This is a genomic window from Paraburkholderia sp. BGA-UO-ETr-F12 (assembly GCF_059567945.1).
This window is the reverse complement of the sequence record NZ_JCAQOZ010000012.1, coordinates 358,079-381,379: the sequence shown is the minus strand read 5'-3', so window position 1 is coordinate 381,379 and position 23,301 is coordinate 358,079. Positions and strand designations below refer to the sequence as shown.

At 64.2% G+C, this 23,301-nt stretch carries 23 protein-coding genes; 8 read left to right on the top strand and 15 right to left on the bottom strand.

Features of this window, described 5'->3' with window-relative positions; translation table 11 throughout:
* Positions 1–11: 11 nt before the first annotated feature.
* The 15 genes from AC57B6_RS05280 to AC57B6_RS05210 form a co-directional block, all read right to left on the bottom strand.
* The gene (locus AC57B6_RS05280; RefSeq protein WP_496420796.1) at positions 12–617 is read right to left on the bottom strand and encodes a DUF924 family protein; all 606 of its coding nucleotides are present in this window, start codon (positions 615–617) and stop codon (positions 12–14) included.
* Positions 610–1,023: a group II truncated hemoglobin gene (locus tag AC57B6_RS05275; RefSeq protein ID WP_028196927.1), complete on the bottom strand. Its 414-nt coding sequence runs from the start codon at positions 1,021–1,023 to the stop codon at positions 610–612. The genes AC57B6_RS05280 and AC57B6_RS05275 overlap by 8 nt, the downstream gene beginning before the upstream one ends.
* A gap of 29 nt (positions 1,024–1,052) precedes the next feature.
* Positions 1,053–3,635, bottom strand: coding sequence for an ABC transporter permease (locus AC57B6_RS05270; RefSeq protein WP_496420795.1), 2,583 nt, complete (start codon positions 3,633–3,635; stop codon positions 1,053–1,055).
* Positions 3,632–4,243: a DUF4126 domain-containing protein gene (locus AC57B6_RS05265; protein ID WP_028196925.1), complete on the bottom strand. Its 612-nt coding sequence runs from the start codon at positions 4,241–4,243 to the stop codon at positions 3,632–3,634. Before AC57B6_RS05265 ends, AC57B6_RS05270 begins: the two co-directional genes overlap by 4 nt.
* A gap of 283 nt (positions 4,244–4,526) precedes the next feature.
* Positions 4,527–4,847: a quaternary ammonium compound efflux SMR transporter SugE gene (gene sugE / locus AC57B6_RS05260; RefSeq protein WP_028196924.1), complete on the bottom strand. Its 321-nt coding sequence runs from the start codon at positions 4,845–4,847 to the stop codon at positions 4,527–4,529.
* An 89-nt stretch (positions 4,848–4,936) separates the two neighbouring features.
* Positions 4,937–5,635 (bottom strand): two-component system response regulator KdpE, encoded by a 699-nt coding sequence (gene kdpE / locus AC57B6_RS05255; protein ID WP_028196923.1) that lies wholly within the window; start codon positions 5,633–5,635, stop codon positions 4,937–4,939.
* Positions 5,628–8,462 carry a DUF4118 domain-containing protein gene (locus AC57B6_RS05250; protein WP_496420794.1) on the bottom strand — a complete coding sequence of 945 codons (2,835 nt, stop codon included), beginning with the start codon at positions 8,460–8,462 and terminating at the stop codon, positions 5,628–5,630. Before AC57B6_RS05250 ends, kdpE begins: the two co-directional genes overlap by 8 nt.
* A gap of 154 nt (positions 8,463–8,616) precedes the next feature.
* Positions 8,617–9,195 (bottom strand): potassium-transporting ATPase subunit KdpC, encoded by a 579-nt coding sequence (gene kdpC, locus AC57B6_RS05245; RefSeq protein WP_028196921.1) that lies wholly within the window; start codon positions 9,193–9,195, stop codon positions 8,617–8,619.
* A gap of 30 nt (positions 9,196–9,225) precedes the next feature.
* Positions 9,226–11,310 carry a potassium-transporting ATPase subunit KdpB gene (gene kdpB, locus AC57B6_RS05240; RefSeq protein ID WP_028196920.1) on the bottom strand — a complete coding sequence of 695 codons (2,085 nt, stop codon included), beginning with the start codon at positions 11,308–11,310 and terminating at the stop codon, positions 9,226–9,228.
* 68 nt (positions 11,311–11,378) lie between these two features.
* Positions 11,379–13,184 carry a potassium-transporting ATPase subunit KdpA gene (gene kdpA / locus AC57B6_RS05235; protein WP_496420793.1) on the bottom strand — a complete coding sequence of 602 codons (1,806 nt, stop codon included), beginning with the start codon at positions 13,182–13,184 and terminating at the stop codon, positions 11,379–11,381.
* A complete protein-coding gene (gene kdpF, locus AC57B6_RS05230) occupies positions 13,181–13,273 on the bottom strand; it encodes a K(+)-transporting ATPase subunit F (protein WP_007583461.1) in 93 nt (30 codons plus the stop codon). The genes kdpA and kdpF overlap by 4 nt, the downstream gene beginning before the upstream one ends.
* Complete coding sequence (locus AC57B6_RS05225) at positions 13,270–13,383, bottom strand: hypothetical protein (protein ID WP_028196918.1); 114 nt, start codon at positions 13,381–13,383, stop codon at positions 13,270–13,272. Before AC57B6_RS05225 ends, kdpF begins: the two co-directional genes overlap by 4 nt.
* 317 nt (positions 13,384–13,700) lie before the next feature.
* Positions 13,701–14,675: a quinone oxidoreductase family protein gene (locus AC57B6_RS05220; protein ID WP_046569878.1), complete on the bottom strand. Its 975-nt coding sequence runs from the start codon at positions 14,673–14,675 to the stop codon at positions 13,701–13,703.
* Positions 14,676–14,728: 53 nt separating this feature from the next.
* Positions 14,729–15,118 (bottom strand): methylglyoxal synthase, encoded by a 390-nt coding sequence (locus tag AC57B6_RS05215; protein WP_028196916.1) that lies wholly within the window; start codon positions 15,116–15,118, stop codon positions 14,729–14,731.
* A 76-nt stretch (positions 15,119–15,194) separates the two neighbouring features.
* Positions 15,195–15,977, bottom strand: coding sequence for an SDR family oxidoreductase (locus tag AC57B6_RS05210; RefSeq protein ID WP_496420792.1), 783 nt, complete (start codon positions 15,975–15,977; stop codon positions 15,195–15,197).
* 235 nt (positions 15,978–16,212) lie between these two features.
* On the opposite strand from AC57B6_RS05210, the gene upp reads away from it, so the two are divergent.
* The 8 genes from upp to AC57B6_RS05170 all read left to right on the top strand — a co-directional run bounded on the left by upp (position 16,213) and on the right by AC57B6_RS05170 (position 23,292).
* Complete coding sequence (gene upp, locus AC57B6_RS05205) at positions 16,213–16,863, top strand: uracil phosphoribosyltransferase (protein WP_028196914.1); 651 nt, start codon at positions 16,213–16,215, stop codon at positions 16,861–16,863.
* 449 nt (positions 16,864–17,312) lie between these two features.
* Complete coding sequence (locus AC57B6_RS05200) at positions 17,313–18,041, top strand: YebC/PmpR family DNA-binding transcriptional regulator (protein ID WP_028196913.1); 729 nt, start codon at positions 17,313–17,315, stop codon at positions 18,039–18,041.
* 266 nt (positions 18,042–18,307) lie between these two features.
* On the top strand, positions 18,308–19,606 hold the full coding sequence (gene purD, locus AC57B6_RS05195) for a phosphoribosylamine--glycine ligase (RefSeq protein ID WP_028196912.1): 1,299 nt from the start codon (positions 18,308–18,310) through the stop codon (positions 19,604–19,606).
* Positions 19,607–19,847: 241 nt separating this feature from the next.
* Positions 19,848–20,771 carry an oxygen-dependent coproporphyrinogen oxidase gene (gene hemF, locus AC57B6_RS05190; RefSeq protein ID WP_028196911.1) on the top strand — a complete coding sequence of 308 codons (924 nt, stop codon included), beginning with the start codon at positions 19,848–19,850 and terminating at the stop codon, positions 20,769–20,771.
* A gap of 27 nt (positions 20,772–20,798) precedes the next feature.
* A complete protein-coding gene (locus AC57B6_RS05185) occupies positions 20,799–21,542 on the top strand; it encodes a nicotinate-nucleotide adenylyltransferase (protein WP_370577213.1) in 744 nt (247 codons plus the stop codon).
* Between the two features lie 4 nt (positions 21,543–21,546).
* Positions 21,547–22,002: a ribosome silencing factor gene (rsfS, locus tag AC57B6_RS05180; RefSeq protein ID WP_028196909.1), complete on the top strand. Its 456-nt coding sequence runs from the start codon at positions 21,547–21,549 to the stop codon at positions 22,000–22,002.
* A 33-nt stretch (positions 22,003–22,035) separates the two neighbouring features.
* Positions 22,036–22,506 carry a 23S rRNA (pseudouridine(1915)-N(3))-methyltransferase RlmH gene (gene rlmH / locus AC57B6_RS05175; RefSeq protein WP_028196908.1) on the top strand — a complete coding sequence of 157 codons (471 nt, stop codon included), beginning with the start codon at positions 22,036–22,038 and terminating at the stop codon, positions 22,504–22,506.
* A 156-nt stretch (positions 22,507–22,662) separates the two neighbouring features.
* On the top strand, positions 22,663–23,292 hold the full coding sequence (locus tag AC57B6_RS05170; protein ID WP_028196907.1) for a Maf family protein: 630 nt from the start codon (positions 22,663–22,665) through the stop codon (positions 23,290–23,292).
* Positions 23,293–23,301: the final 9 nt, after the last annotated feature.

The window sequence follows — 23,301 nt, the reverse complement described above, 5'->3', positions numbered from 1 at the left end:
TTTTCCAACGCCTAGAAAGACGAGCCGGGTCCTTTCAGGAAAGCCCTTTCTTCATCCGTAGACTGCCGCCCGAGCGCCGCGTTGCGATGAGGAAAGCGTCCGAAACGCTCGATGATTCTGGCGTGCCCGACTGCCGATGAGTAGTAGGACGCACCTTCCGGCTCGGCCTTCAGTTGTTTGAACAGGCGCAACGATTCATGCTGACTGGCAAGCGTTTCGTCGTGTTCGAACGGCAAATACGCGAACGCGCGATGATGCGCGGTGGGCAACCGGAGATCGGCGCCGCTTGCGACCATCTGCTGCGCAACGCGCAGCGCCTGATGATCTGCCGCGAAAGCGCGCGGCGTATTGCGATAGCAATTGCGGGAAAACTGATCCAGCACGATGATCAGCGCTAACGCGCCAGACGGTGTCGCCGTCCAGCTATCGAGTGCCCCTTCGCGCGCCGCATCGATCAGCGTCCCGAAGCGTTCCAGCAGCATCGCGTCGAAAGCCCGATCGCGTGCAAACCAGAGCTTGCGCGCCTGGCCGAAGGTGGGCGTATCCGGCGCGCCAAACCAGCAGTCGAGAACCGCGCGCGCCTCTGCCGCTTCCAGCCCCGCGACCCGCTCAACCATTGCGATTGCGCATCCAGTCCGCTGTCTCAAAGAACGACGCCAACAGGCGCTCTCGCAGCGATTCGGAGAGCCCGACGTCTTCCATTGCCCACGCCATGCAGCGAAGCCATTGATCCCGCTCGCTGGACGCGATCGGAAACGGCATGTGCCGCGCCCTCAACCTGGGATGGCCGAAGCGGCTGATGTAATGATCAGGTCCACCCATCCAGCCGCACAGGAACCAGAAAAACTTGTCGCGCGAACCATCGAGCGATTCCGGATGCAAGGCCCGAATCCCGGCGAATTCCGTTTCGAGATCCATCAGGTCATAAAACCGGTCGACCAGTTCGCGCACGCGCGCTTCACCACCCACCAGTTCGAAGGCCGTCGGCTGTGCGGCGGACACTTCGTCGTTAAGATCGCTCATACCCAATCACAAAGAACATCAAAGAAAAATCACGCATCCCGCAGCGATTGCAACGCAGGACGCGTCAGCACATGCCGCAAGCTGATCCAGCCGCCCACACCCGCGCAGGCGATCCCGGCGGCGATACCCGCGGGCAACAGCCATGGATCGAAGCTCAGATAAAACTCGAACACGCGCGTCGCCAGCAACCAGCCGATCACTTGCGCGCCGATCGCCGCCATCAAGCCGGCCAGCGCCCCTACCGCCACAAACTCGGCGATCTGCACCGCCCGCACCTGGCGATGCGAAGCCCCCAGCGCGCGCAGCAGCGCGGATTCTCGCATACGCTCATCGCGCGTGCCGGCCAGCGCCGCGTAGAGCACCAGCACGCCGGCCGCGAGCGTGAACGCGAACAGGAACTGCACCGCGCCGATCACCTGCTGCAAGACGCGCTGCACCTGGGCCAGAATCGGACCCATGTCGATTGCCGTGAGGTTCGGATAAGCGGCGATCAGCCCGTCGATGGTCGACTGATTTTGCGGTGGCAAATGGAAGCTGGTAATGAACGTCGCCGGGAAATCCTGCAACGCGGCCGGCGGCATCAACACGAAAAAATTGACCTTGAACGAACCCCAGTCGAGCTTGCGCACACTCGTCACCGGCGCGTCGATCTGCAAACCCGTCACGTCGAAACGCAGCGTATCGCCAGGCTTCACGTTGATCAGCTTCGCCAAGCCCTGTTCGATCGAAATCTGCGGCGTCTTCGTGTCGCCATACCAGGTGCCGGCGGAAACACGGTTGTCGTCAGGCAGCTCGGTCGTATACGACAGATTGAATTCGCGGTCGACGAGACGTTTGGCATCCTCGCCCTTGAATGAATCCGGATTGACGGGTTTGCCGTTGATCGCGATCAGCCGGCCGCGCACCATCGGCGCGAGCACCGTGCCGGGCACGCCGTGCGTGTTCAGATATTGCGTGACAGCGTCGCGCTGGTCGGGCTGGATGTCGATGATGAATTCGTTGGGCGCATCCGGCGGCGTGGATTTGCGCCAGCCGGCCACCAGATCGTTACGCGTCATCGCGATCAGCAACAGGCACATCAGACCGATGCCGAGTGCGGTGATCTGCAATGCGCTCGCGCCGCTGCGCCGCTCCAGCGAGGCCAGCGCGTAACGCCAGCCGATTCCCGCATTCACGCGCTCGCTGCGCACGACGCGCGACGCACCCCACAACGCCAGCCGCGCGATACACGCGAACACCAGCAGTCCGCCGGCAAAACCACCCGCGACAATGCCGCCGAGCTTCAACTCGCCCGCGGCAACGATCAGGAGCGCGGCAAACAACACGATGCCGAGTGCATACGCGGCCCACGCGGTACGCCCCGCTTCGCCCCATTCGCGGCGCAGCACGCGCACCGGCGGCACGCGCGTCAGCGGCAACAGCGGCGGCAACGCAAAACCGAGCAGCAACACCAGACCGGCCGCGATACCTTCGAGCGCCGGCCAGACCGTGGGGTACGGCAAGGTGACATCGATCAGACTGCCGAGCCATGTCAGCAACGCCATATGCCCCAGATAACCGAGCGCCACGCCGAGCGCGCCGCCGATCAGACCCAACCCGATGAATTCAAGCGTGAACAGCGTGCGCAGCGTGGCTTGACTGACACCGAGACAGCGCATCGCCGCGCAGCCATCCAGATGCCGGCGCATATACCGATGCGCGGCCATCGCGATCGCCACCGCCGCGAGCAGCGCGGTGAGCAGCGAGACGAGCGTGAGGAAGTGACTCGCGCGGTCGAGCGTCTGACGCACCTGAGGCTGGCCGTCCTGCAACGACTCGAGCGCGACGCCGCGCATCTTGCCGCCGTCTACCTTGTCATGCGCGAATTGCGCGAAGCGCGCCACCGATGCATCCGAACCCGCCACCAGCAGCCGGTAAGTCACACGGCTGCCGTAGGTGATGAGGCCGGTCGATGGGACATCGTCGGCACGCAGCATCAGACGCGGTGAAAAATTGACGAACGAGAACCCACGGTCGAGTTCGCGGGTAATCACCGCACCGATCGTGAAGTCGCGCGACCCGACCTTCACGGCGTCGCCGACATGCAGCTTCAACGCGTCGAGCAACGCCTGATCGACCCATACCGTACCGGGAGCCGGAATCGAGCGGGTAGGATGGCCCGCCGCGCCCGGCGCCGACGCGATCCGCAATTCGCCGCGCAACGGATAACCCGGCGACACCGCCTTGACGGCGGCCAGCCGCGAGACCGGCTGTGCGCCGGTCGAATTGACCATACTGGGGAAGATCGCCGTGCTGGCGGTGCTCAAGCCGAGCGCGCCGGCTTGCCTCGCGAACTGCGGATCGACGGGATGATCGGCACGGACGATGAAATCGGCGCCGATCATGCGCCGCGCATCGCGCTCAAGCCCCTGATGCAAACGGTCGGCCAGAAAGCCGACACTCGACAACGCCGCGACGGCCAGCACCAGCGCCAGCAGCAGCATCGTCAGTTCGCCCGCGCGCCAGTCGCGCGCCGTCATGCGGATAGCCTGGCGCAGCACATCCGTGCCGCCCAGCCGGCGCGTCGGCCGTGAGGCGGTCCGCGCCGTCACACTCCTTACCGTATCGCTCAATCGTGCCGACTCCTGGCAAACCGCGACACCATGTGCGTCGCCATTCCGCGAAAACCGCCCTGCACCCCACGCCACAATCGCGGCAACGCCCAGCCCGCCAGCATCAGGAAGCCCACCATCAGGATCAGGAACAGAAGCGGCACGAACAGCGCGAGCAGCATGCCGCCGAACACGAGTCCGTCTTCGGCAGTCGAGGTCACGACATTCGACACCGGTTCCGGCGACAGATTGATCAGCGCGCGCGTGCCCGCCTTAGCCAGATGCGCGGTGCCTGCCAGCGTGCCGCCCGCCAATGCCGCGACCGTCAGCAGCGCCGGATCGGCATGGCCGAGCGCGCCGGCGGCCAATACCGCGCCGGCGGGAATCCGGATAAAGGTATGGACTGCGTCCCATAAGGAATCGAACGCGGGAATCTTGTCGGCGAGAAATTCGGTGACCGTCAGCACACCCGCGACGCCGATGACCCACGGCGACGACAGCGCGGACAACGTATCGGGAAGATGGATGAAGCCAAGACGCGCGAACACGCCGGCCAGCAGGACTGTCAGATAGAGGCGCAGACCGCTGCCCCATGAGAGGCCCGCAGCGAGCGAAAGTGATTCAAGCATGGCCGCCTCCAGGCGCGCTGTGCGTGCCGGGCGCTTCGACGGGCAAAGCAAAGGAAACCGCCGCATCGAAGTCGTCAGACCCGCGCCAAGCCGGCCGCGCCAAATAGGCCGCGGACAATTTCAGGTTGGATTCAGTCTCATTATAGCCACGTTAATTCGCAGAACGCAGAGTGGCGAACAAATGCTGGCCTGTAACGGCGGAGGATTGGCGCTCGATCCACGCACGCGCGGACACGCCAATCCACTTGAATCTCAGGGTCTCAATGAGAGATTCACCGAGAGATCAATGCCCCGACGACAGCTTCAACCCGATCAAGCCGATCACGATCAGCGCCGCGCTCGCCACCCGCGCGACCGTCAAAGCCTCGCCCATCATGACGATGCCGAAGATGAACGCGCCGACCGCGCCGATGCCTGTCCACACGGCGTAGGCCGTGCCGAGCGGCAGTTGACGCATCGCCATGGCAAGCAGAACGAAACTGCCGAGCGCGGTCACGACCGTAAATACGGACGGCCACAGCCGGGTAAAGCCTTCGGAGGTTTTAAGACCGGCCGCCCAGGCAACCTCGAGCAAACCGGCAATCAGCAGAAGAATCCAGGACATGAGACAGCTCCGTGATCAGATGGGGCCGTCCCCGTTTGAAGCAGATGCGCAAGGTCGTCCTTACGAACTGTAATTATACCAAAATCGCGTTATACGGCGCCGACCAGCCGATATCCCACCCCCGTCTCGGTGACGATATGCTCCGGTTGCGCCGGATCGCGCTCCAGTTTCCCGCGCAGATGCGCCATGTAGATGCGCAGATAGTGATGGCTCTCCACATGGGACGGCCCCCACACGTCGCGCAGCAATTGCCGGTGCGTCAGCACCCGGCCCGCATGGCGCACCAGGGTCGCGAGCAGCCGATATTCGATCGGCGTGAGATGGATGGCGGCGCCCTCGCGCGTCACCTGGCGCAAGGCCAGATCGACCGTCACAGCGCCGAAGCGCACCAGCGGCGATTCATTCGCGCCACCCTGATTGCGCCGCCGCATATGCGCACGGATGCGCGCCAGCAGTTCGGACACGCCGAAAGGCTTGGTGAGGTAATCGTCCGCGCCGGCGTCGAGCGCGGCGACTTTCTCGGTTTCCTGAGTGCGCGCCGACAGCACGATGACCGGCAGCTCGCTCCAGCCCCGCAGCTCGCGAATCACATCGAGACCGTCGGTGTCGGGCAGGCCGAGATCGACGATGACGAGATCGGGTTTGCGCGTCGCGGCTTCGACGAGACCTTGTTTGCCGGTTTCGGCGTCGTGCACGACAATGCCCTCGCCTTCCAGCGCGGTTCGCACGAAGCGGCGAATCTGCTTTTCGTCTTCGATCAGAACGACGGTGATGCTCGGGTCACTCATGGCTGGGCTTGGAAAGCAGGTTAGGAGTTGGATCGCGGTCGGGCAAGGCATCGGCGCCTTCGTCTTCCAGCGCATCGGGGGCTTCGGGCGGTGTTTCCACCGGCAAGGTGAACCAGAAGCGCGCGCCTTCGACACGGCCGTCCGGTGACATCCGATTGAGCGCGCCGATTGTACCGCCGTGCGCTTCGACGATCGCGCGGCAGATCGCGAGGCCAAGGCCGATGCCCGGCTTGGCCGACTCCTTCTCGCCGCGCGTGAATTTTTCGAACACACGCGCTTCCATGCCGGCCGGCAGACCCGGCCCGTTATCGTCGACCGCGACGCGTACGAACGATTTGCCGTCCGCGTCGAGACGTTGCGCGCCGATCGTCAACGGCGTATCCGGCGGGGTGTACTTGGCCGCGTTCTCGAACAGGTTCGAGAAGAGCCGCTCCATCAGCACCGCATCGAGGTGCAGCAGCGGCAAATCGGCAGGCAGCTTGACTTGCACCGGGTGATTGGCCAGCACGCGTTTGCACGCCCGCAGCGCGGCACCCACCGTTTCCTCGAGAAGGGTCCACTGCTGGTTAAGTTGCAGGCTGCCTGCCTGCAAACGCGCCATGTCGAGCAGATTGGTGACGATGCCGGTCATGCGCAGCGCCTCTTCGTGAATCGCTTCGACGAGGTCGTCGCCGGGTTGCGCACCGGGATGCGCCTCGCGCGATTGCGCCAGCATCGACGAGAAGCCGACGATCGTCGTCAGCGGGGTGCGCAGGTCGTGCGAGATCGCCGACAGCAGCGAATTGCGCAAGCGCTCCGATTCCATATTGACGAGTGCGTCGCGCGCGATGTCGACGTAGTGCACCCGCTCCAGCGCCAGCGCGATCTGCGCGGCAAATGCGTCGAGCATGCGTTGCTGCTCAGGCACGTCCAGCTCGCGCTCGTCGCGCATCACGACCGCGAGCACACCGCGCGTGCGCATCGGCGCCTTCAGCGGCAGGTACAGCGCGGCGGCGGCCGGCAGCGTATCGGTACCGTGTCCAGCGGGCTTCTGCTGATCGTAGACCCATTGACCGACGTCGCTATCGAGCATCTCGCCTTCGAGCGTGATTGCCGCATCGGGGTCCTCGATTTTCTGCTTCACCTGATCGGCGCTGTCCGGCAACAGGATCGCGACACGCGCGCCGAACACTTCGCTGACATGCCGGCTGCCGATGCCGACGATCTGCTCGATGGTAAGCGCGGCAGCCAGCTCGCGCGCCATCGCATACATCGCGCCGGTGCGTTGTTCGCGGCGCCGCGCGACGCTCGCCTCGCGGCGCAAGCTCGACGTGAGATGGCTGATGACGAGCGAAGTCAGCAACATGCCGAGGAAGGTCAGCAGGTACTGCGTGTCGGACACCGACAGCGACATGCGCGGCGGCACGAAGAAGAAATCGAACGCCGCCACGCTCATGAACGACAGTACGACGCCTGGCCCACGCCCCAGCTTCACGGCCGTGAAAATCACGCCAAGCAGGTACAGCATGACGAGGTTGGTCAGATCGATATGGTCGATCAACTGGCTCGACAATAGCGTGATGGCCGCGCAAATCGCCAGCGCAATGCCATAGGCGCGCGGCGGCGAACGGCGTTCGCGCGCCGCGCTCAGCGCCTCGCGCCACGCATTCGCCGTGGTATTGAGCAAGCGGCGCTGCTCGCCGCCGTCGCGCTCCGACGACGCGCGAATCAGCGTGAGATCGAGGTCGCCCGCGCGTTCCGCGATGCGTTCGCCGAGCGGACGGCGCACCCAGCGCTGAAAACCGCTGCGCGCCGATGCGCCCGCCACCAGCTTGGAGACGTTGCGAGCCTGCGCGTAGCCGATCAGCGCGGCGACCGCATCGGTGCCCGCCAGCGTCGCGGTTTCGGCGCCGAGTTCGGCGGCGAGCTTCAAGGCGTTCAGTGTGCGTTCGCGGCGCGCATCGGGCAGGCGCTGCAGCGCGGGTGTCTCGACATAGACCGCGATCCAGTCGGCCTTCAGGCTCGCGGCAAGGCGTGCCGCCGCGCGCACCAGCATCGGCGCTTCCGGCCCCGGACCGACACACACCAGCAAGCGCTCGCGCGCCTGCCAGATTCGCTCGATCGAACGGTCGGCGCGATACTCACGCATCTGCGCATCGACACGGTCCGCCGTGCGGCGCAACGCCAGTTCGCGCAGCGCGATCAGATTGCCCTTGCGAAAGAAGTTGCGCACCGCGCGCTCGGCCTGCTGCGGCAAATACACCTTGCCGTCGCGCATCCGGTCGAGCAATTCTTCAGCGGGCAGGTCGACCAGCGTGACTTCGTCGGCCCGATCGAACACGCGGTCGGGCACCGTCTCCCAGACCCGGATGCCTGTAATCTGGCCGACCACGTCGTTCAGGCTTTCGAGGTGCTGGACGTTGACCGTGGTGTAGACGTCGATGCCCGCGTCGAGCAGTTCGTAGACATCCTGCCAGCGCTTCAGATGCCGCGCGCCCTGCACGTTCGAATGCGCGAGCTCGTCGACGAGAATGAGTTGCGGCTTGCGCGCGAGTGCGGCGTCGAGATCGAACTCGCCGAGCTTGCGGCCGCGATATTCGATCATCGCGAGCGGCAGCACGTCGAGACCTTCGAGCAACGCAGCGGTTTCGCCGCGGCCATGCGTTTCGGCAATGCCGACTACCACGTCCGTGCCTTCATCGGCACGGCGGCGCGCGGCCTGCAACATCGCATAGGTTTTGCCGACGCCCGCCGACGCGCCGAAGAAAATCTTCAGCCTGCCCCGTTGACGCTTTTCTTCGTCGCGTTGCAGCTTGTCGAGCAGTTCATCAGGATCGGGGCGGTTCATGCTCAATGGTTTTCATGATAATGCGAGCGATAGTGCATGCATGGTGGCACGGCAGCAGCGCCACCGCAAATGGCAATCGCAAATGGCGAAGGCGGCACCGCATGGTCGCCGCCTCCTCGAATCACAGCCATCAATGAATGACGCTGATCCGCGCTCAACCCTGCTTCATCTCGTCCAGCGCCAGATTCAGTTGCAGCACGTTCACGCGCGGCTCACCAAGAACGCCGAACTGGCGGCCAGTCGTATAACGATCGACCAGCGCCTGCACATCGTTCACGGCGAGCTTACGCGCTTTGGCGACGCGTTCGATCTGATACGCGGCGGCCGCCGGGCTGATCTCAGGATCGAGACCGCTGCCCGAGGACGTCACCAGATCGACCGGCACGGGCTTCGACATATCCGTGCCGGCCGCCTTCAACGCGTCGATGCGGCCTTTGACCTCGTCGAGCAGCGCCGGGTTGGTCGGTCCGAGATTCGAACCGCTCGAGCCCTGAGGGTTGTACGGCATCGGGCTGGTGGCCGACAGACGGCCCCAGAAGTACTGCGGCGCATCGAACTGCTGGCCGATCAGCTTCGAGCCGACCACCTTGCCGTCCTTCTCGAGCAGGCTGCCGTTGGCCTGGTTGTTGAAAGCTGCCTGACCGACGGCGGTCATTACCGCGGGATAAGCGAGTCCGGTGACGGCGGTCAGCACCGCGAAAATCACGATCAGCGGACGGAACAGATTTTTCATGTTGGGTAACTCCTTTTAAGCTGCCGCTTCTCAAACCCAGCCGAACGCGGCCAGCACCATATCGATCAGCTTGATGCCGATGAACGGCACGATGATCCCGCCCAGACCGTAGACCAGCAGATTGCGGCGCAACAGAATCGCCGCACCCAGCGCCCGGTATTTCACGCCCTTGAGCGCGAGCGGAATCAGCAGCACGATGATCAGCGCATTGAAAATCACCGCCGACATGATCGCCGAGGCCGGCGTGGCCAGATGCATCACGTTCAGCGCGTTCAGTGCCGGATACGTGGTGGCGAACGCCGCCGGGATGATCGCGAAGTACTTGGCGACGTCGTTGGCGATCGAGAACGTGGTGAGCGAGCCGCGCGTCATCAGCATCTGCTTGCCGATCTCGACGATCTCGATCAGCTTGGTCGGATTCGAATCGAGGTCGACCATGTTGCCGGCTTCTTTCGCGGCCTGCGTACCCGTGTTCATCGCCACTGCCACGTCTGCCTGCGCGAGCGCCGGGGCGTCGTTGGTGCCGTCGCCGGTCATCGCCACCAGACGACCCTCGGCCTGGTGCGAACGGATCGTGGCGAGCTTTGCTTCCGGGGTGGCTTCGGCGAGGAAATCGTCCACGCCTGCTTCGGCTGCAATCGCCGCGGCCGTCAGACGGTTGTCGCCCGTCACCATGATGGTCTTGATACCCATCTTGCGCAGTTCGGCGAAGCGCTCCTTGATACCGCCCTTCACCACGTCCTTCAGTTCGATCACGCCGAGCACGCGTGCGCCCTGCTCGCCTTTCTCGGCGACCACCAACGGCGTGCTGCCGCGGCGTGCGACTTCGGCCACGGCCGTGCTGACTTCGTTCGGGAAACGGCCGCCATTCGCTTCGACGTAGTTCTTCACTGCGTCGGCCGCGCCCTTGCGGATCTCACGGCCCGGCAGGTCCACACCGCTCATCCGTGTTTGTGCCGTGAAGGCGAGGAATTCCGCTTTCAGCGAGGCCATATCGCGTTGACGGATATTGAAGCGCTGCTTCGCCAGCACGACGATGCTGCGGCCTTCCGGCGTTTCGTCGGCGAGCGACGAAAGCTGGGCGGCATCCGCCAGCGCTTCTTCGGTCAAACCCGGCGCCGGCACGAATTGCGATGCCTGACGGTTACCGAGCGTGATCGTGCCGGTCTTGTCGAGCAACAGCACGTCGACGTCACCGGCTGCTTCCACAGCACGGCCCGAGGTGGCAATCACGTTCGCCTGCATCATGCGGCTCATACCGGCCACGCCGATCGCTGACAACAGCCCGCCGATGGTGGTCGGAATCAGGCACACCAGCAGCGCGACCAGCGCCGTGATCGTGACCACGTGACCCGCCTTGGCCGCTTCGACCGAAAACATCGAGAACGGCAGCAGCGTGGCGGTAGCCAGCAACATCACAATCGTCAGCGCGACCAGCAGGATCGTCAGCGCGATTTCGTTCGGCGTCTTTTGACGCTTGGCGCCCTCCACCATCGCGATCATGCGGTCGAGGAAGGCTTCGCCCGGATTGGCCGTGACCCGCACGACGATCCAGTCCGACAGCACGCGCGTGCCGCCCGTCACCGACGAAAAATCGCCGCCCGACTCGCGGATCACCGGTGCGGATTCGCCCGTGATCGCCGATTCGTCGACCGACGCAACGCCGTCGATCACCTCACCGTCAGCCGGAATCACGTCGCCGGTTTCGACCAGCACAACGTCGCCTTTACGCAGATCGGACGCCGTCAGAATACGGATCGGCGACTTCGGATGCGGCTCGTTGAGCTTCTTGGCCATCACGTCTTTCTTCGCGCTGCGCAGCGACGCGGCCTGGGCCTTGGAACGGCCTTCGGCGAGCGCCTCCGCGAAGTTCGCGAACAGCACCGTGAACCACAGCCACAAGGTGACCGCGAGAATGAAGCCCGCGGGCGCCTCGGCCTGACCGCCGAGCGCGGCGATCCACAGAATGGTCGTCAGAATACTGCCGACGTACACGCAGAACATCACCGGATTGCGGAACTGCGTGCGCGGCGTGAGCTTCTTGAAGGAGTCCACGATCGCCGGGCGCACCAGCGCCGGGTCGAACATGGACCTGGTTGCATTATGTTCAGTCATTGAATCCTCGAATTTCCCGTTTGCGCGTGTTCACTCGTTGCTCACTGGTGTCATCTCAACGGGCCGCCTTAATGGGCGCCCATCATCATCAGATGTTCGACACCAGGTCCGAGTGCCAGCGCGGGCACATAAGTCAGCGCGCCCACCAGCAGCACCGTGCCGAGCAGCAGCACGACGAACAGCGGGCCATGAGTGGGCAACGTGCCGCCGGTCACACCGATACGCTTCTTCGCAGCCAGCGAACCGGCAATCGCCAGCACCGGGATGATCGTGCCGAAGCGGCCGAACCACATCGCGATAGCCGTGAGCCAGTTATAGAACGGCGTGCTCACCGTCAGGCCCGCAAACGCGCTGCCGTTGTTATTCGCGGCCGAGCTGAATGCGTAGAGAATTTCGGAGAAGCCGTGCGCACCAGGGTTGGCAATACCAGCCTTGCCCGCCTCGGTCAGCACCGCGATCGACGTGCCCACGAGCACCAGCAGCGGCGTGAGCAGCACCACGATCGACACCATCTTCATCTCGTACGCTTCGATCTTCTTGCCGACGTATTCAGGCGTGCGGCCGATCATCAGGCCCGCCACGAACACGGCCAGCAGGGCGAACACGAGCATGCCGTACATGCCGGAACCCACGCCGCCGAAGATCACTTCGCCGAGTTGCATCAGCAGCATCGGATAGAGTCCGCCGATCGGCGTGAGCGAGTCGTGCGTATTCGCCACCGCGCCGCACGAAGCCGCCGTGGTCGCCACCGTGAAGATGCCCGACTGCGCGATACCGAAGCGCGTTTCCTTGCCCTCCGCATTACCGCCCGACTGCAACGCATTCGCCGATTGGTCCACATTCAACGCGGCGAACGCCGGATTACCGCTTTGCTCGGCGCTGATTTCGCCGACCACGCAGACGGCAAACGCAATCGTCATCGCGGCGAGAACGGCGACGCCCTGTTTGCGGTCCGCGATCATGCGCCCGAACACCAGCGCCAATGCCGCCGGAATAATCAGAATCGAGAAGATCTGCAGGAAGTTCGAGAACGGCGTCGGGTTTTCGTACGGATGCGCCGAGTTGCCGTTAAAGAAGCCGCCACCGTTGGTGCCGAGCATCTTGATCGCTTCCTGAGAAGCCACCGGGCCCATCGCGATGGTTTGCGTCTTCACCGGCGTGTCGACCGTGACCGGGTTGCCCTTCGCGTCCTTCACCGGATTGCCTTGTGCATCGAGCTTCGGTGCGGCGTAGGTGGTGGTTTGCAGCGTCGGCACGTCCTGATAGGCCTTGAAGTTCTGGATCACACCCTGACTCATCAGGACAGCGGCGATGATCGCCGACATCGGCAGCAACACATAAAGCGTCACACGCGTCAGATCGACCCAGAAGTTGCCGATGGTTTGCGCGGTATGACGGGCAAAACCGCGAATCAGCGCGATCACCACCACAATGCCGGTGGCGGCCGAGAAGAAGTTCTGGACGGTGAAGCCGAGCATCTGCGTCAAATAGCCAACGGTCTGCTCAGGCGTGTAATCCTGCCAGTTCGTGTTGGTCACGAAACTGACTGCCGTATTGAAGGCGCCGTCCACCGTCATCGGACCAAACTGCTGCGGATTGCCCGGCAGCCAGCCTTGCACGCGCAGCAACACGTAAAGGAACAGCGCGCCGAGCGCATTGAACGCGATAGTGGCGATCGCGTAATGCTTCCAGCCCATCTCCGCCGACGGATCGACGCCCGCGATGCGATACAGCAGGCGCTCGAGCGGGCCGCCCAAGCGAACCACGCGCGAGCTGCCGTCCATCACATTGCTCAGGTAGCGGGACATCGGCACCGCGGCTGCCAGCAGCACGACGATGAAAAGGCCCGCTTGCAGGACATTGTTCGAGTTCATTCAATGTCCTCCGCGCGCAACAGCGCATAGACCAGGTACGCAAACAACAACGCGGTGGCCGCGCCCGACAACCAGAGAATCCAGTTCATGAGCGGGCTCCCTGGCCGCGCCGGAACTGCATCAACTTCTCGCAGCCGGCAATCAACGCAAAGGTCAGCGCGAAAAACAGCACCAGCCCCCCGACATACAGCACATCCATTTTTGTTCTCCATACACGGACTTTGGATAGGGGGAACGTTATGCCGATGCGCGTAAAGGCCTGGTCAAAGGTGGGAGACCATGTGTAAAAATCGTGTAAACGATCGCGGCGGCAGCGATGCGCCGCGCTCGAGTCGATTGACTCAGCGCGCCGGTCGGTCGGGATCGGATGGAAAGGGCTGTAAAGACCGCGCTGGTGCGGCTCGACGCGCAGACCCACGCGTCTTCTGTGGGCCGGAGCGGCCGGCGAAGCGTCGAATTGACCGGCCGGCACAAGCCCGCGGCGCGGCGCGGGCCGGTCAGTCAGTCAGACAGGCGTTACGGCAGCAGAATCGTCGAGCCGGTCGTGCGGCGGCCTTCCAGATCGGCATGCGCGCGCCCCACTTCCGCCAACGGATAACGCTGATTGATGCTGGTCTTCACCTTGCCCGACACCAGCATGCCGAATAATTCGGCCGACATCGCCTCGTAATCGGCACGCTTCGCGATGTACGTAAACAGCGTGGGGCGCGTAAAGAACAGCGAGCCGCGGCCGGCGAATTCGGACGAGTCGATCGGCGGCAACGGGCCCGATGCATTGCCGAAGCTCACGAACATGCCAAGCGGTGCGAGGCAATCGAGCGAAGCCGTAAACGTATCTTTACCGATCGAGTCGTACACCACCGGCACGCCCGCGCCGTTGGTGATCTCGCGCACCCGCTTCGTGAAGTTTTCCCGCGTATAGACAATCGCATGGTCGCAGCCGTGCGCCTTGGCGATTTCGGCCTTTTCGTCGGAGCCGACCGTGCCGATCACTGTCGCGCCCAACGCCTTCGCCCACTGGCAGGCCAGCAAGCCGACGCCGCCGGCCGCCGCCTGAATCAGGATCGTGTCGCCGGCTTTCACCGGATAGGTACGGCGCAGCAGATATTGCGCGGTCAGACCTTGCAGCATCACGGAGGCCGCCTGCTCATCGCTCACCGCGTCGGGCACCTTGACCACCTGCGCCGCGGACAGCACGCGCTCCTGCGCATAGGCGCCCGGCGGACGCGCAACGTAGGCCACCCGGTCGCCGGCCTTCAGCCCCGTCACTCCGGTACCGACCGCCGTCACCTCGCCGGCCGCCTCCATGCCCAGACCGCCCGGCAGCGGCAACGGATAAAGACCCGTGCGGAAATACACGTCGATATAGTTCAAACCGACCGCGTTCTGCTTGACGCGGATCTCGCCCGCGCCCGGCTCGCCTACTTCGACGTCGACCCATTTCATGACTTCGGGGCCGCCGGTTTTGTCGAATCGGATTGCTTTGACCATCATGTCTCCTTGATGTGTGATCCAGTGTGAGCGTGAAGCGCCGCGGGATTGATTCAGACCTGCTGCGTGAGGCGCAAGGTCAGCACGTCGAGAATCATGCGCGCGGTGGAAATGTTGGTGGCGCACGGAATATTGTGAACGTCGCAGGCACGCACCAGCGCGTTGATATCCGGTTCGTGCGGCTGCGGCGTCATTGGGTCGCGCAGAAAGATCACCATGTCCACTCGCCCTTCCGCGAGTTGCGCGCCGATCTGCAGGTCGCCACCGTGCGGGCCGGACAACATGCGCTCGACCGTGAGGCCATGCGCGTCGCTAATGCGCGTGCCGGTCGTACCGGTCGCGATGATGTCGCAGCGCCTCAGCGTATCGACGTATTCGCCGGCCAGTTTGACGATGTCGTCTTTCTTGTGATCGTGCGCGATCAGCGCAATGCGGGTGGTCATGACGTAAGACTCCTGAAACCGTTGTGATTGTCGTTGTTGTAGTAAAGAGCGATGGCGGTGCTTCGAAAGGGACCGTTCAGAACGTGCCCGGGTAGGCACCGCCATCGACCAGCCAGTTCTGGCCGGTGATATAGCCGGCATGCACGCTGCACAGAAACGCGCAGGCACGGCCGAATTCATCGCGATTGCCGAAGCGGCCGGCGGGAATCGTCTTCATGCGCTGCTTGCGCGCTTCGTCGACGGAAATGTTTTGCGCCTTGGCCTGCGCCGCGAAGGTGGTAGCGATGCGGTCGGTGTCGAACAGCCCCGGCAGCAGGTTGTTGATCGTCACGCCCGTGGCGGCCACCTTGCTGCGCGCCAGTCCCGCCACGAAGCCGGTCAGCCCCGAGCGCGCGCCGTTGGACAGGCCTAGCACGTCGATCGGCGCCTTGACCGCCGAACTCGTGATATTGACGATGCGCCCGTAGCCGCGCTCGCTCATCCCGTCGATAGTCGCGCGGATCAACTCGATCGGCGTGAGCATGTTGCTCTCCAGCGCGCGAATCCAGCCCTCGTGCGTGAAGTTGCGAAAATCGCCCGGCGGCGGGCCACCGGCGTTGTTGACCAGAATGTCCGGCTGCGGACAGGCGGCGAGCGCCGCGGCACGTCCTTCGGGCGTGGTGATGTCGCACGCGACAGTCTTCACTTCAACACCGCTCTGCTTGCGAATCTCCGCGGCGGTTGCCTCCAGCGTCTCCTGCGTGCGCGCGACGATCGTCAGATTGACGCCTTCGGCTGCCAGCGCTTCCGCGCAGCCGCGCCCCAGTCCCTTGCTGGCCGCGCAAACCAGCGCGGTGCGTCCTGCGATTCCCATGTCCATGTGCGTATCCTTGTGACGTAATCGTGGCGCGGAACACTCCCGCGGTTGCCCAATGGCGGCAAAGTTTCCCCCGATTCTAGAAGAATCGGTGCCGGACTGTGCCGGGCCCCTGCAATCTCCGGTATCTTCCGGCGCCACTCTTTCGGTAAACTTGCGCCGTGGCGCGTCCGTCGGCCGGTTTCCGGCCGGGCGGCGCGCCGAACCGATCCCTCTAGCCGCCGCTTGCGCCCCCGCCATGACTCAGGACAGCCGTTTTCCCAATCTTTTCATCCTCGATCACCCGCTGATCCAGCACAAGCTGTCGCATATGCGCGACCGGGACACCTCAACCCGCACGTTCCGCGAACTGCTGCGCGAAATCACGCTGCTGATGGGTTACGAAATCACCCGTAACCTGCCGATGACCACGCGCCGCATCACCACACCGCTAGTCGACATCGACGCACCCGTGATCGCCGGCAAGAAGCTGGCGATCGTGCCGGTGCTGCGTGCCGGCATCGGCATGTCGGACGGCCTGCTGGAGCTTGTGCCGTCGGCGCGGGTGGGCCATATCGGCGTGTATCGCGCCGAGGACCACCGCCCGGTGGAGTATCTGGTGCGCCTGCCGGATCTGGAGGACCGCGTGTTCATTCTGTGCGATCCGATGGTCGCGACCGGTTATTCGGCCGTGCACGCCGTGGACGTGCTCAAGCGCCGCAACGTGGCCGGCGAAAACATCCTGTTCCTCGCGTTGGTGGCGGCGCCCGAAGGCGTGCAGGTGTTCCAGGACGCCCATCCCGACGTCAAGCTGTACGTCGCGTCGCTCGATTCGCATCTGAACGAGCACGCCTACATCGTGCCGGGTCTCGGCGACGCCGGCGATCGCCTGTTCGGCACGAAAAACTGACAGCGGGTTGAGAAAATCGAGCGGCGGCGCGTACAAAACGCGGCCGCAGCCGGTTGATGAACCGTTTCCACGCTGTTTCACGCTACGCGCCCCTCTGCCGCGCCCTCACGGCGTGATAAAATTCGAATCCGCTCAAAGAGCGGCTCGACTTGCACTGCCACCCGGTGCATCGCGCCTTTACGCGGGACCTGCCGGAACCGGCGCGCTTGAGGCGCCGCTGAGCCCCCGCTGACCGCACTGCCCCGTCTCCAACCGCGCTGCCGGCTTTCGGCTCCGCTTGCCGGGCCTCGCGGGGCGCGATCAAGCTGATGAAGGCCTGACACCGGGCGGTCCGGCGCCGAGCGGTTTGACATCGAGGCGCAAGGTCGCATTCACACGCGCAAGCGCCCGACATCGCAACGACAATTGCACTATGCGTGCGCCCAGTGGCGCGCGCGACGGAGAAAGGTATGGCGGGTCATTCGAAATGGGCCAACATCAAGCATAAGAAAGCAGCGGCCGACGCCAAGCGCGGTAAGGTCTGGACGCGGCTCATCAAGGAAATTCAGGTGGCGGCCCGCATGGGCGGCGGCGATATCGACTCGAACCCGCGTCTGCGGCTCGCCGTCGAAAAGGCGTACGACGCCAACATGCCGAAAGATAACGTCAACCGTGCGATCCAGCGCGGTGTGGGCGGTGTCGACGGCGCAAACTACGAAGAAATCCGCTACGAGGGCTACGGCATCGGCGGCGCGGCGGTAATCGTGGACACCATGACCGACAACCGCACCCGTACGGTGGCGGACGTGCGTCACGCGTTCTCGAAGAACGGCGGCAACATGGGCACGGACGGCTCGGTGTCGTTCATGTTCGATCACGTCGGCCAGTTCCTGTTCGGACCCGACACGCCGGAAGACAAGCTGATGGAAGCCGCCCTCGAAGCCGGCGCCGACGACGTGCTCACGAACGAAGACGGCAGTATCGAGGTGCTGTGCCCGCCGAACGATTTCCCGAAGGTGAAGTCCGCGCTCGAGGCGGCGGGCTTCAAGGCCGAAGTGGCCGAGGTCACGATGAAACCTCAGACGGAAGTCGAATTCACGGGCGAAGACGCGGTGAAAATGCAGAAGCTGCTCGACGCACTGGAAAATCTGGACGACGTGCAGGAAGTCTATACAAACGCCGCGATCGCCGACGAGTGAGCGTGCCGGGCGGCGCCCGGCGCGTGGTTCGGCATCGAGCCAGCCCACGCCCGCGCCGCCGGTTGGCCCTCGCGGGCCCTCGCGTTGCTGCTGAACGGGCGTATTGGCCGGGCGTTGGGTTTGGACCCTTCGGCACCGCCTCCACCCGGGTTCGCCATGTGCCCCGCGCCATTGTCCGGCTGCGGGCCCATCGCAAACCTTGCTGTTATTCCACGGCCAGGCGTCATGCTTCAGCCGTTTATGGTTTTTAAGTCTCGGGGATTCACATGAAGTTACTCGTCGTCGGTTCCGGCGGTCGCGAACATGCGCTCGCATGGAAGCTCGCGCAATCGCCACGGGTTCAGCTCGTCTATGTTGCTCCCGGCAACGGCGGCACCGCTCAGGACGAGCGTCTGCGCAACATCGACATCACGGATCCGGCCGAACTCGCTGATTTCGTCGAGAAAGAACAGATCGCCTTCACGCTGGTCGGGCCGGAAGGGCCGCTCGCCGCGGGAATCGTCAACCTGTTCCGCTCGCGCGGCCTGAAGATTTTCGGACCGAGCAAGGAAGCCGCGCAACTCGAAAGCTCGAAGGATTTCGCCAAGGCGTTCATGAAGCGCCATGCGATCCCGACCGCCGAATACGAAACCTTCGCCGACGTGGCCGCCGCGCACGCGTATCTGGACGCCAAGGGCGCGCCGATCGTGATCAAGGCCGACGGCCTCGCCGCCGGCAAGGGCGTGGTGGTTGCGCAAACGCTGGAAGAAGCGCACGCCGCGGTCGACATGATGCTGTCGGACAACAAGCTGGGCGATGCCGGCGCGCGTGTCGTGATCGAGGAATTCCTCACCGGCGAGGAAGCCAGCTTCATCGTGATGGTGGACGGCAAGCATGTGCTGGCACTCGCCTCGAGCCAGGACCACAAGCGTCTGCTCGACGGGGACCAGGGTCCGAACACCGGCGGCATGGGCGCGTATTCGCCCGCACCGATCGTCACGCCGCAACTGCATGCGCGCGTGATGCGCGAAATCATCCAGCCGACCGTGCGTGGCATGGAGAAAGAAGGCATCCGCTTCACCGGTTTTCTGTACGCCGGCCTGATGATCGACGCGCAGGGCAATCCGAAAACGCTCGAGTTCAACTGCCGGATGGGCGACCCGGAAACGCAGCCGATCATGGCGCGGCTGAAAGGCGACTTCTCGAAGGTGGTCGAACAGGCTATCGCCGGCACGCTCGATACGATCGAACTCGAATGGGACCGCCGTACCGCGCTGGGCGTGGTGCTCGCCGCGCACAACTATCCGGACACGCCGCGCAAGGGTGACCGGATCAGCGATATCCCGGCCGAAACCGCGGACTCGGTCACGTTCCACGCCGGCACCACCCTGAAGGACGGCAAGCTGACCACCTCGGGCGGCCGCGTGTTGTGCGTGGTCGGTCTGGCGGATTCGGTGCGCAGCGCGCAATCGGTCGCATACGAGACGATCAACCAGATCTCGTTCGACGGCATGCAGTATCGCCGCGACATCGGCTACCGCGCGTTGAACCGCAAGCACGACGTCAAGACCGACGGCAAGCACTAAGCCACAGCCCCACTTGCCCGCGTGCCGCGCCAACGGCGCTACACTGCGGGTTTTCGCGATCGTTGCGGCGCCCATCGTTCCCGGTGGGCGCGCGCCGTTTGACCGGCGTGTCACCCGGCGCGATTGACCGGAATGACCGTAGCGCCGCGCCTTCGCAGGAAAATCCTGACGCAGGCCCGGCCCTCGCCCTTCACGAAGAACCCGCGGCGCGACCAGCGTGCCGCCCTCAGCACCTGCATTCATGACCGATTCGAGCTACGACGCACAGGCCGTGCGCAGCTGGCTGCAAGGCCTGCAAACGCATATCGCGGACACGCTCGGCGCGTTCGACGGCCAGCCGTTCGCGACCGACGCATGGCAGCGCGCCCCCGGCGAGAAACTGCGCGGCGGCGGCTGCACGCGGATTCTGGAAGGCGGCAACTTCTTCGAGCGGGCCGGCATCGGTTTTTCGGACGTCGCGGGCGACGCGCTGCCGGGCTCGGCGAGCGCTGCGCGCCCGCAACTGGCCGGTCGCGGTTTCGAAGCCATGGGCGTCTCGCTCGTGCTGCACCCGCACAATCCGCACTGCCCGACTGTGCATATGAACGTGCGTCTGCTGATCGCGACCAAAGCCGGCGAAGAGCCGGTGTTCTGGTTCGGCGGCGGCATGGATCTGACGCCGTACTACGGCTATGAGGAAGACGCGCAGCATTTCCATCGGGTCTGCCGCGACGCGCTGCAGCCTTACGGCGCGGACCTCTACCCGAGTTTCAAGCGCTGGTGCGACGAGTATTTTTTCCTCAAGCACCGCAACGAACCACGCGGCATCGGCGGGATTTTCTTCGACGATTTCTCGGCGCCGGGCTTCGATCAGTCGTTCGCGATGCTGAAAAGCGTCGGCGAGGGATTCCTCAAAGCGTACATGCCGATCATCGAAAAGCGCCGCAACATTCCGTACGGCGAAGCGGAGCGGGACTTCCAGGCATACCGGCGCGGCCGCTACGTCGAGTTCAATCTGGTCTTCGACCGTGGCACACTGTTTGGGCTGCAGAGCGGCGGACGCACCGAATCGATTCTGATGTCGATGCCGCCTGTGGTGAACTGGCGCTACAACTGGCAGCCCGAACCGGGCACGCCGGAAGCGCGTCTTTACAGCGATTTTCTTGTGCCGCGCGAGTGGGTGTGAGGCGGTAGGCCCCGCACCGCACTGCACGTGACCACGACAAAGGATCTTCACCTGAAGCCGAACGCTCATCCTGTCGCCCTGCCTCGCCGGATTGGATTGCTCGGCGGCACTTTCGACCCAATCCACGACGGCCACCTCGCGCTCGCCCGGCGTTTTGCCGACGTGCTGAAGCTGACCGAGCTGGTGCTGCTGCCCGCCGGCCAGCCGTGGCAAAAAACGGACGTCTCGGCAGCCGTTCACCGGTTGGCCATGACCCGCGCCGCGGCCGGCGCGTTAGTGCTGCCGGGCGTCACCGTGCGGGTGGCGACCGACGAGATCGAGCACGACGGCCCGACCTACACGATCAACACGCTGCAGTTGTGGCGTGAGCGCGAAGGTCAGGATGCGTCGATCGCGCTGCTGATCGGCGCGGATCAACTGGTGCATCTCGACACCTGGCGCGACTGGCGTCATCTGTTCGACTTCGCTCATATTTGCGCGGCCACGCGTCCCGGTTTCGACCTTGCGTCGATTCCGCCCGTGGTCGCAAAAGAAATCGACGCGCGCCGTGCCCGCGCCGACGTTCTGCAAGCCACGCCATGCGGCCACTTGCTGATCGATACGACGCTTGCGTTCAACGTCTCGGCCACCGACATTCGCGCGCATCTGCGCGAACAGGTGAGCCAGCGACTCGCCCACGTGGGCGACGAACCGCAAGACCAGGCCGCCGCGAGCCATGTCCCCACCGCGGTGTGGGACTATATTCTTCAACATCATCTGTACCACCGGTAACCCCATGGATATTCGCAAACTGCAACGCGTGATCGTCGACGCCCTCGAAGACGTCAAAGCGCAAGACATCAAGGTGTTCAACACCAGCCACCTGACCGCGCTGTTCGATCGCGTGATCGTCGCCTCCGGCACCTCGAATCGCCAGACCAAGGCACTCGCTTCGAGCGTGCGCGAGAGCGTCAAGGAAAACGGCGGCGACATCATCAGCACCGAAGGCGAGGACATCGGCGAATGGGTGCTGGTCGATTGCGGCGACGCGATCGTGCACATCCTGCAACCGGCGCTGCGCCAGTACTACAACCTCGAAGAAATCTGGGGTGACAAGCCGGTGCGTATCAAGCTGTCCACGCCGGACCCGTTCGGCGGCGCGCGTTCGAGCGAACCCGACGACGAGGACGAAGAGGAAGAAACGCCGGTTGCGAAGAAAAAGCCCGCGCGCAAGACGACCGCACGCAAGTAAGCGCGTTGGCTGTCATCAGCGATTGCTTCCGTCATGAAACTGCACATCCTCGCCGTCGGCCACAAGATGCCGGACTGGATCGCCACCGGCTTCGACGAATACGCGAAACGCATGCCGCCCGAGCTGCGCATCGAGCTGCGCGAGATCAAGCCCGAGCAGCGTTCGTCGGGGCGGCCGGCCGAAAGCGTGATGGCGGCCGAGCGGCAGAAAATCGAAGCCGCGTTGCCGAAGAACGCGCGTATCGTCGCGCTCGATGAACGCGGCAAGGATTGGACCACGATGCAGCTCGCCGCCGCCCTGCCCGGCTGGCAGCAGGACGCTCGCGACGTGGCGTTTCTGATCGGCGGCGCCGACGGACTCGATCCCGATCTGAAAGCGCGCGCCGACATGCTGCTGCGTGTCTCCAGCCTGACGCTGCCGCATGCCATGGTCCGCGTGCTGCTCGCCGAGCAGCTTTACCGCGCGTGGACCATCACGCAAAATCACCCCTATCATCGCGTTTGAGCGAACGAGGCCGCGAGCAGATCGCGCGCCTGGATCCCATCTCAGGTCTCGTTTCAGGTGTCGTCATGCGCGCCGATTGGCGCCTGACTGATACGCCGCCCCACTCTTCGCGCGCTCTTCGCTCATTGACGCAACCCGCCTCATCGAGACCTGTTCATGCCCACGCTCGCCGCTTCGCTGCATCCGTTCGTCTACCTTGCTTCCCAGAGTCCACGCCGTCAGGAGTTGTTGCAACAGCTCGGCGTGCGTTTTGAATTGCTCCTGCCGCGCCCCGATGAAGACGCCGAAGCACTCGAAGTCGAGCTGCCCGGCGAGCGTGCCCGCGACTACGTGCAACGCGTCTGTATCGCCAAGGCGCACGCCGCGCGCGCGCGTCTCCTGGCGGGCGGCCACACCGTGCGGCCGATTCTGGTTGCCGACACAACGGTCACAATCGACGATGCGATCCTCGGCAAGCCCGTCGATGCCGACGACGCCGTCTCGATGCTCACGCGTCTCGCGGGTCGCGATCACGAAGTGTTGACGGCCGTCGCGGTGGTCGATGCGCAAGGCACGTTGCTGCCCGCGGCGCTATCGGTCTCGAAGGTACGTTTTGCTGCACTGCAAGCGGACGCCGTGCGCCGCTATGCCGCGAGCGGCGAACCGCTCGGCAAGGCAGGCGCGTACGGTGTGCAGGGACGCGCCGCGGAGTTTATCGAACATATCGACGGGTCCTATTCAGGTATCATGGGTTTGCCGCTTTTTGAAACCGCTGCCCTCCTGCGGGCAGCGCGCATCGACTTCTAAAATAACACC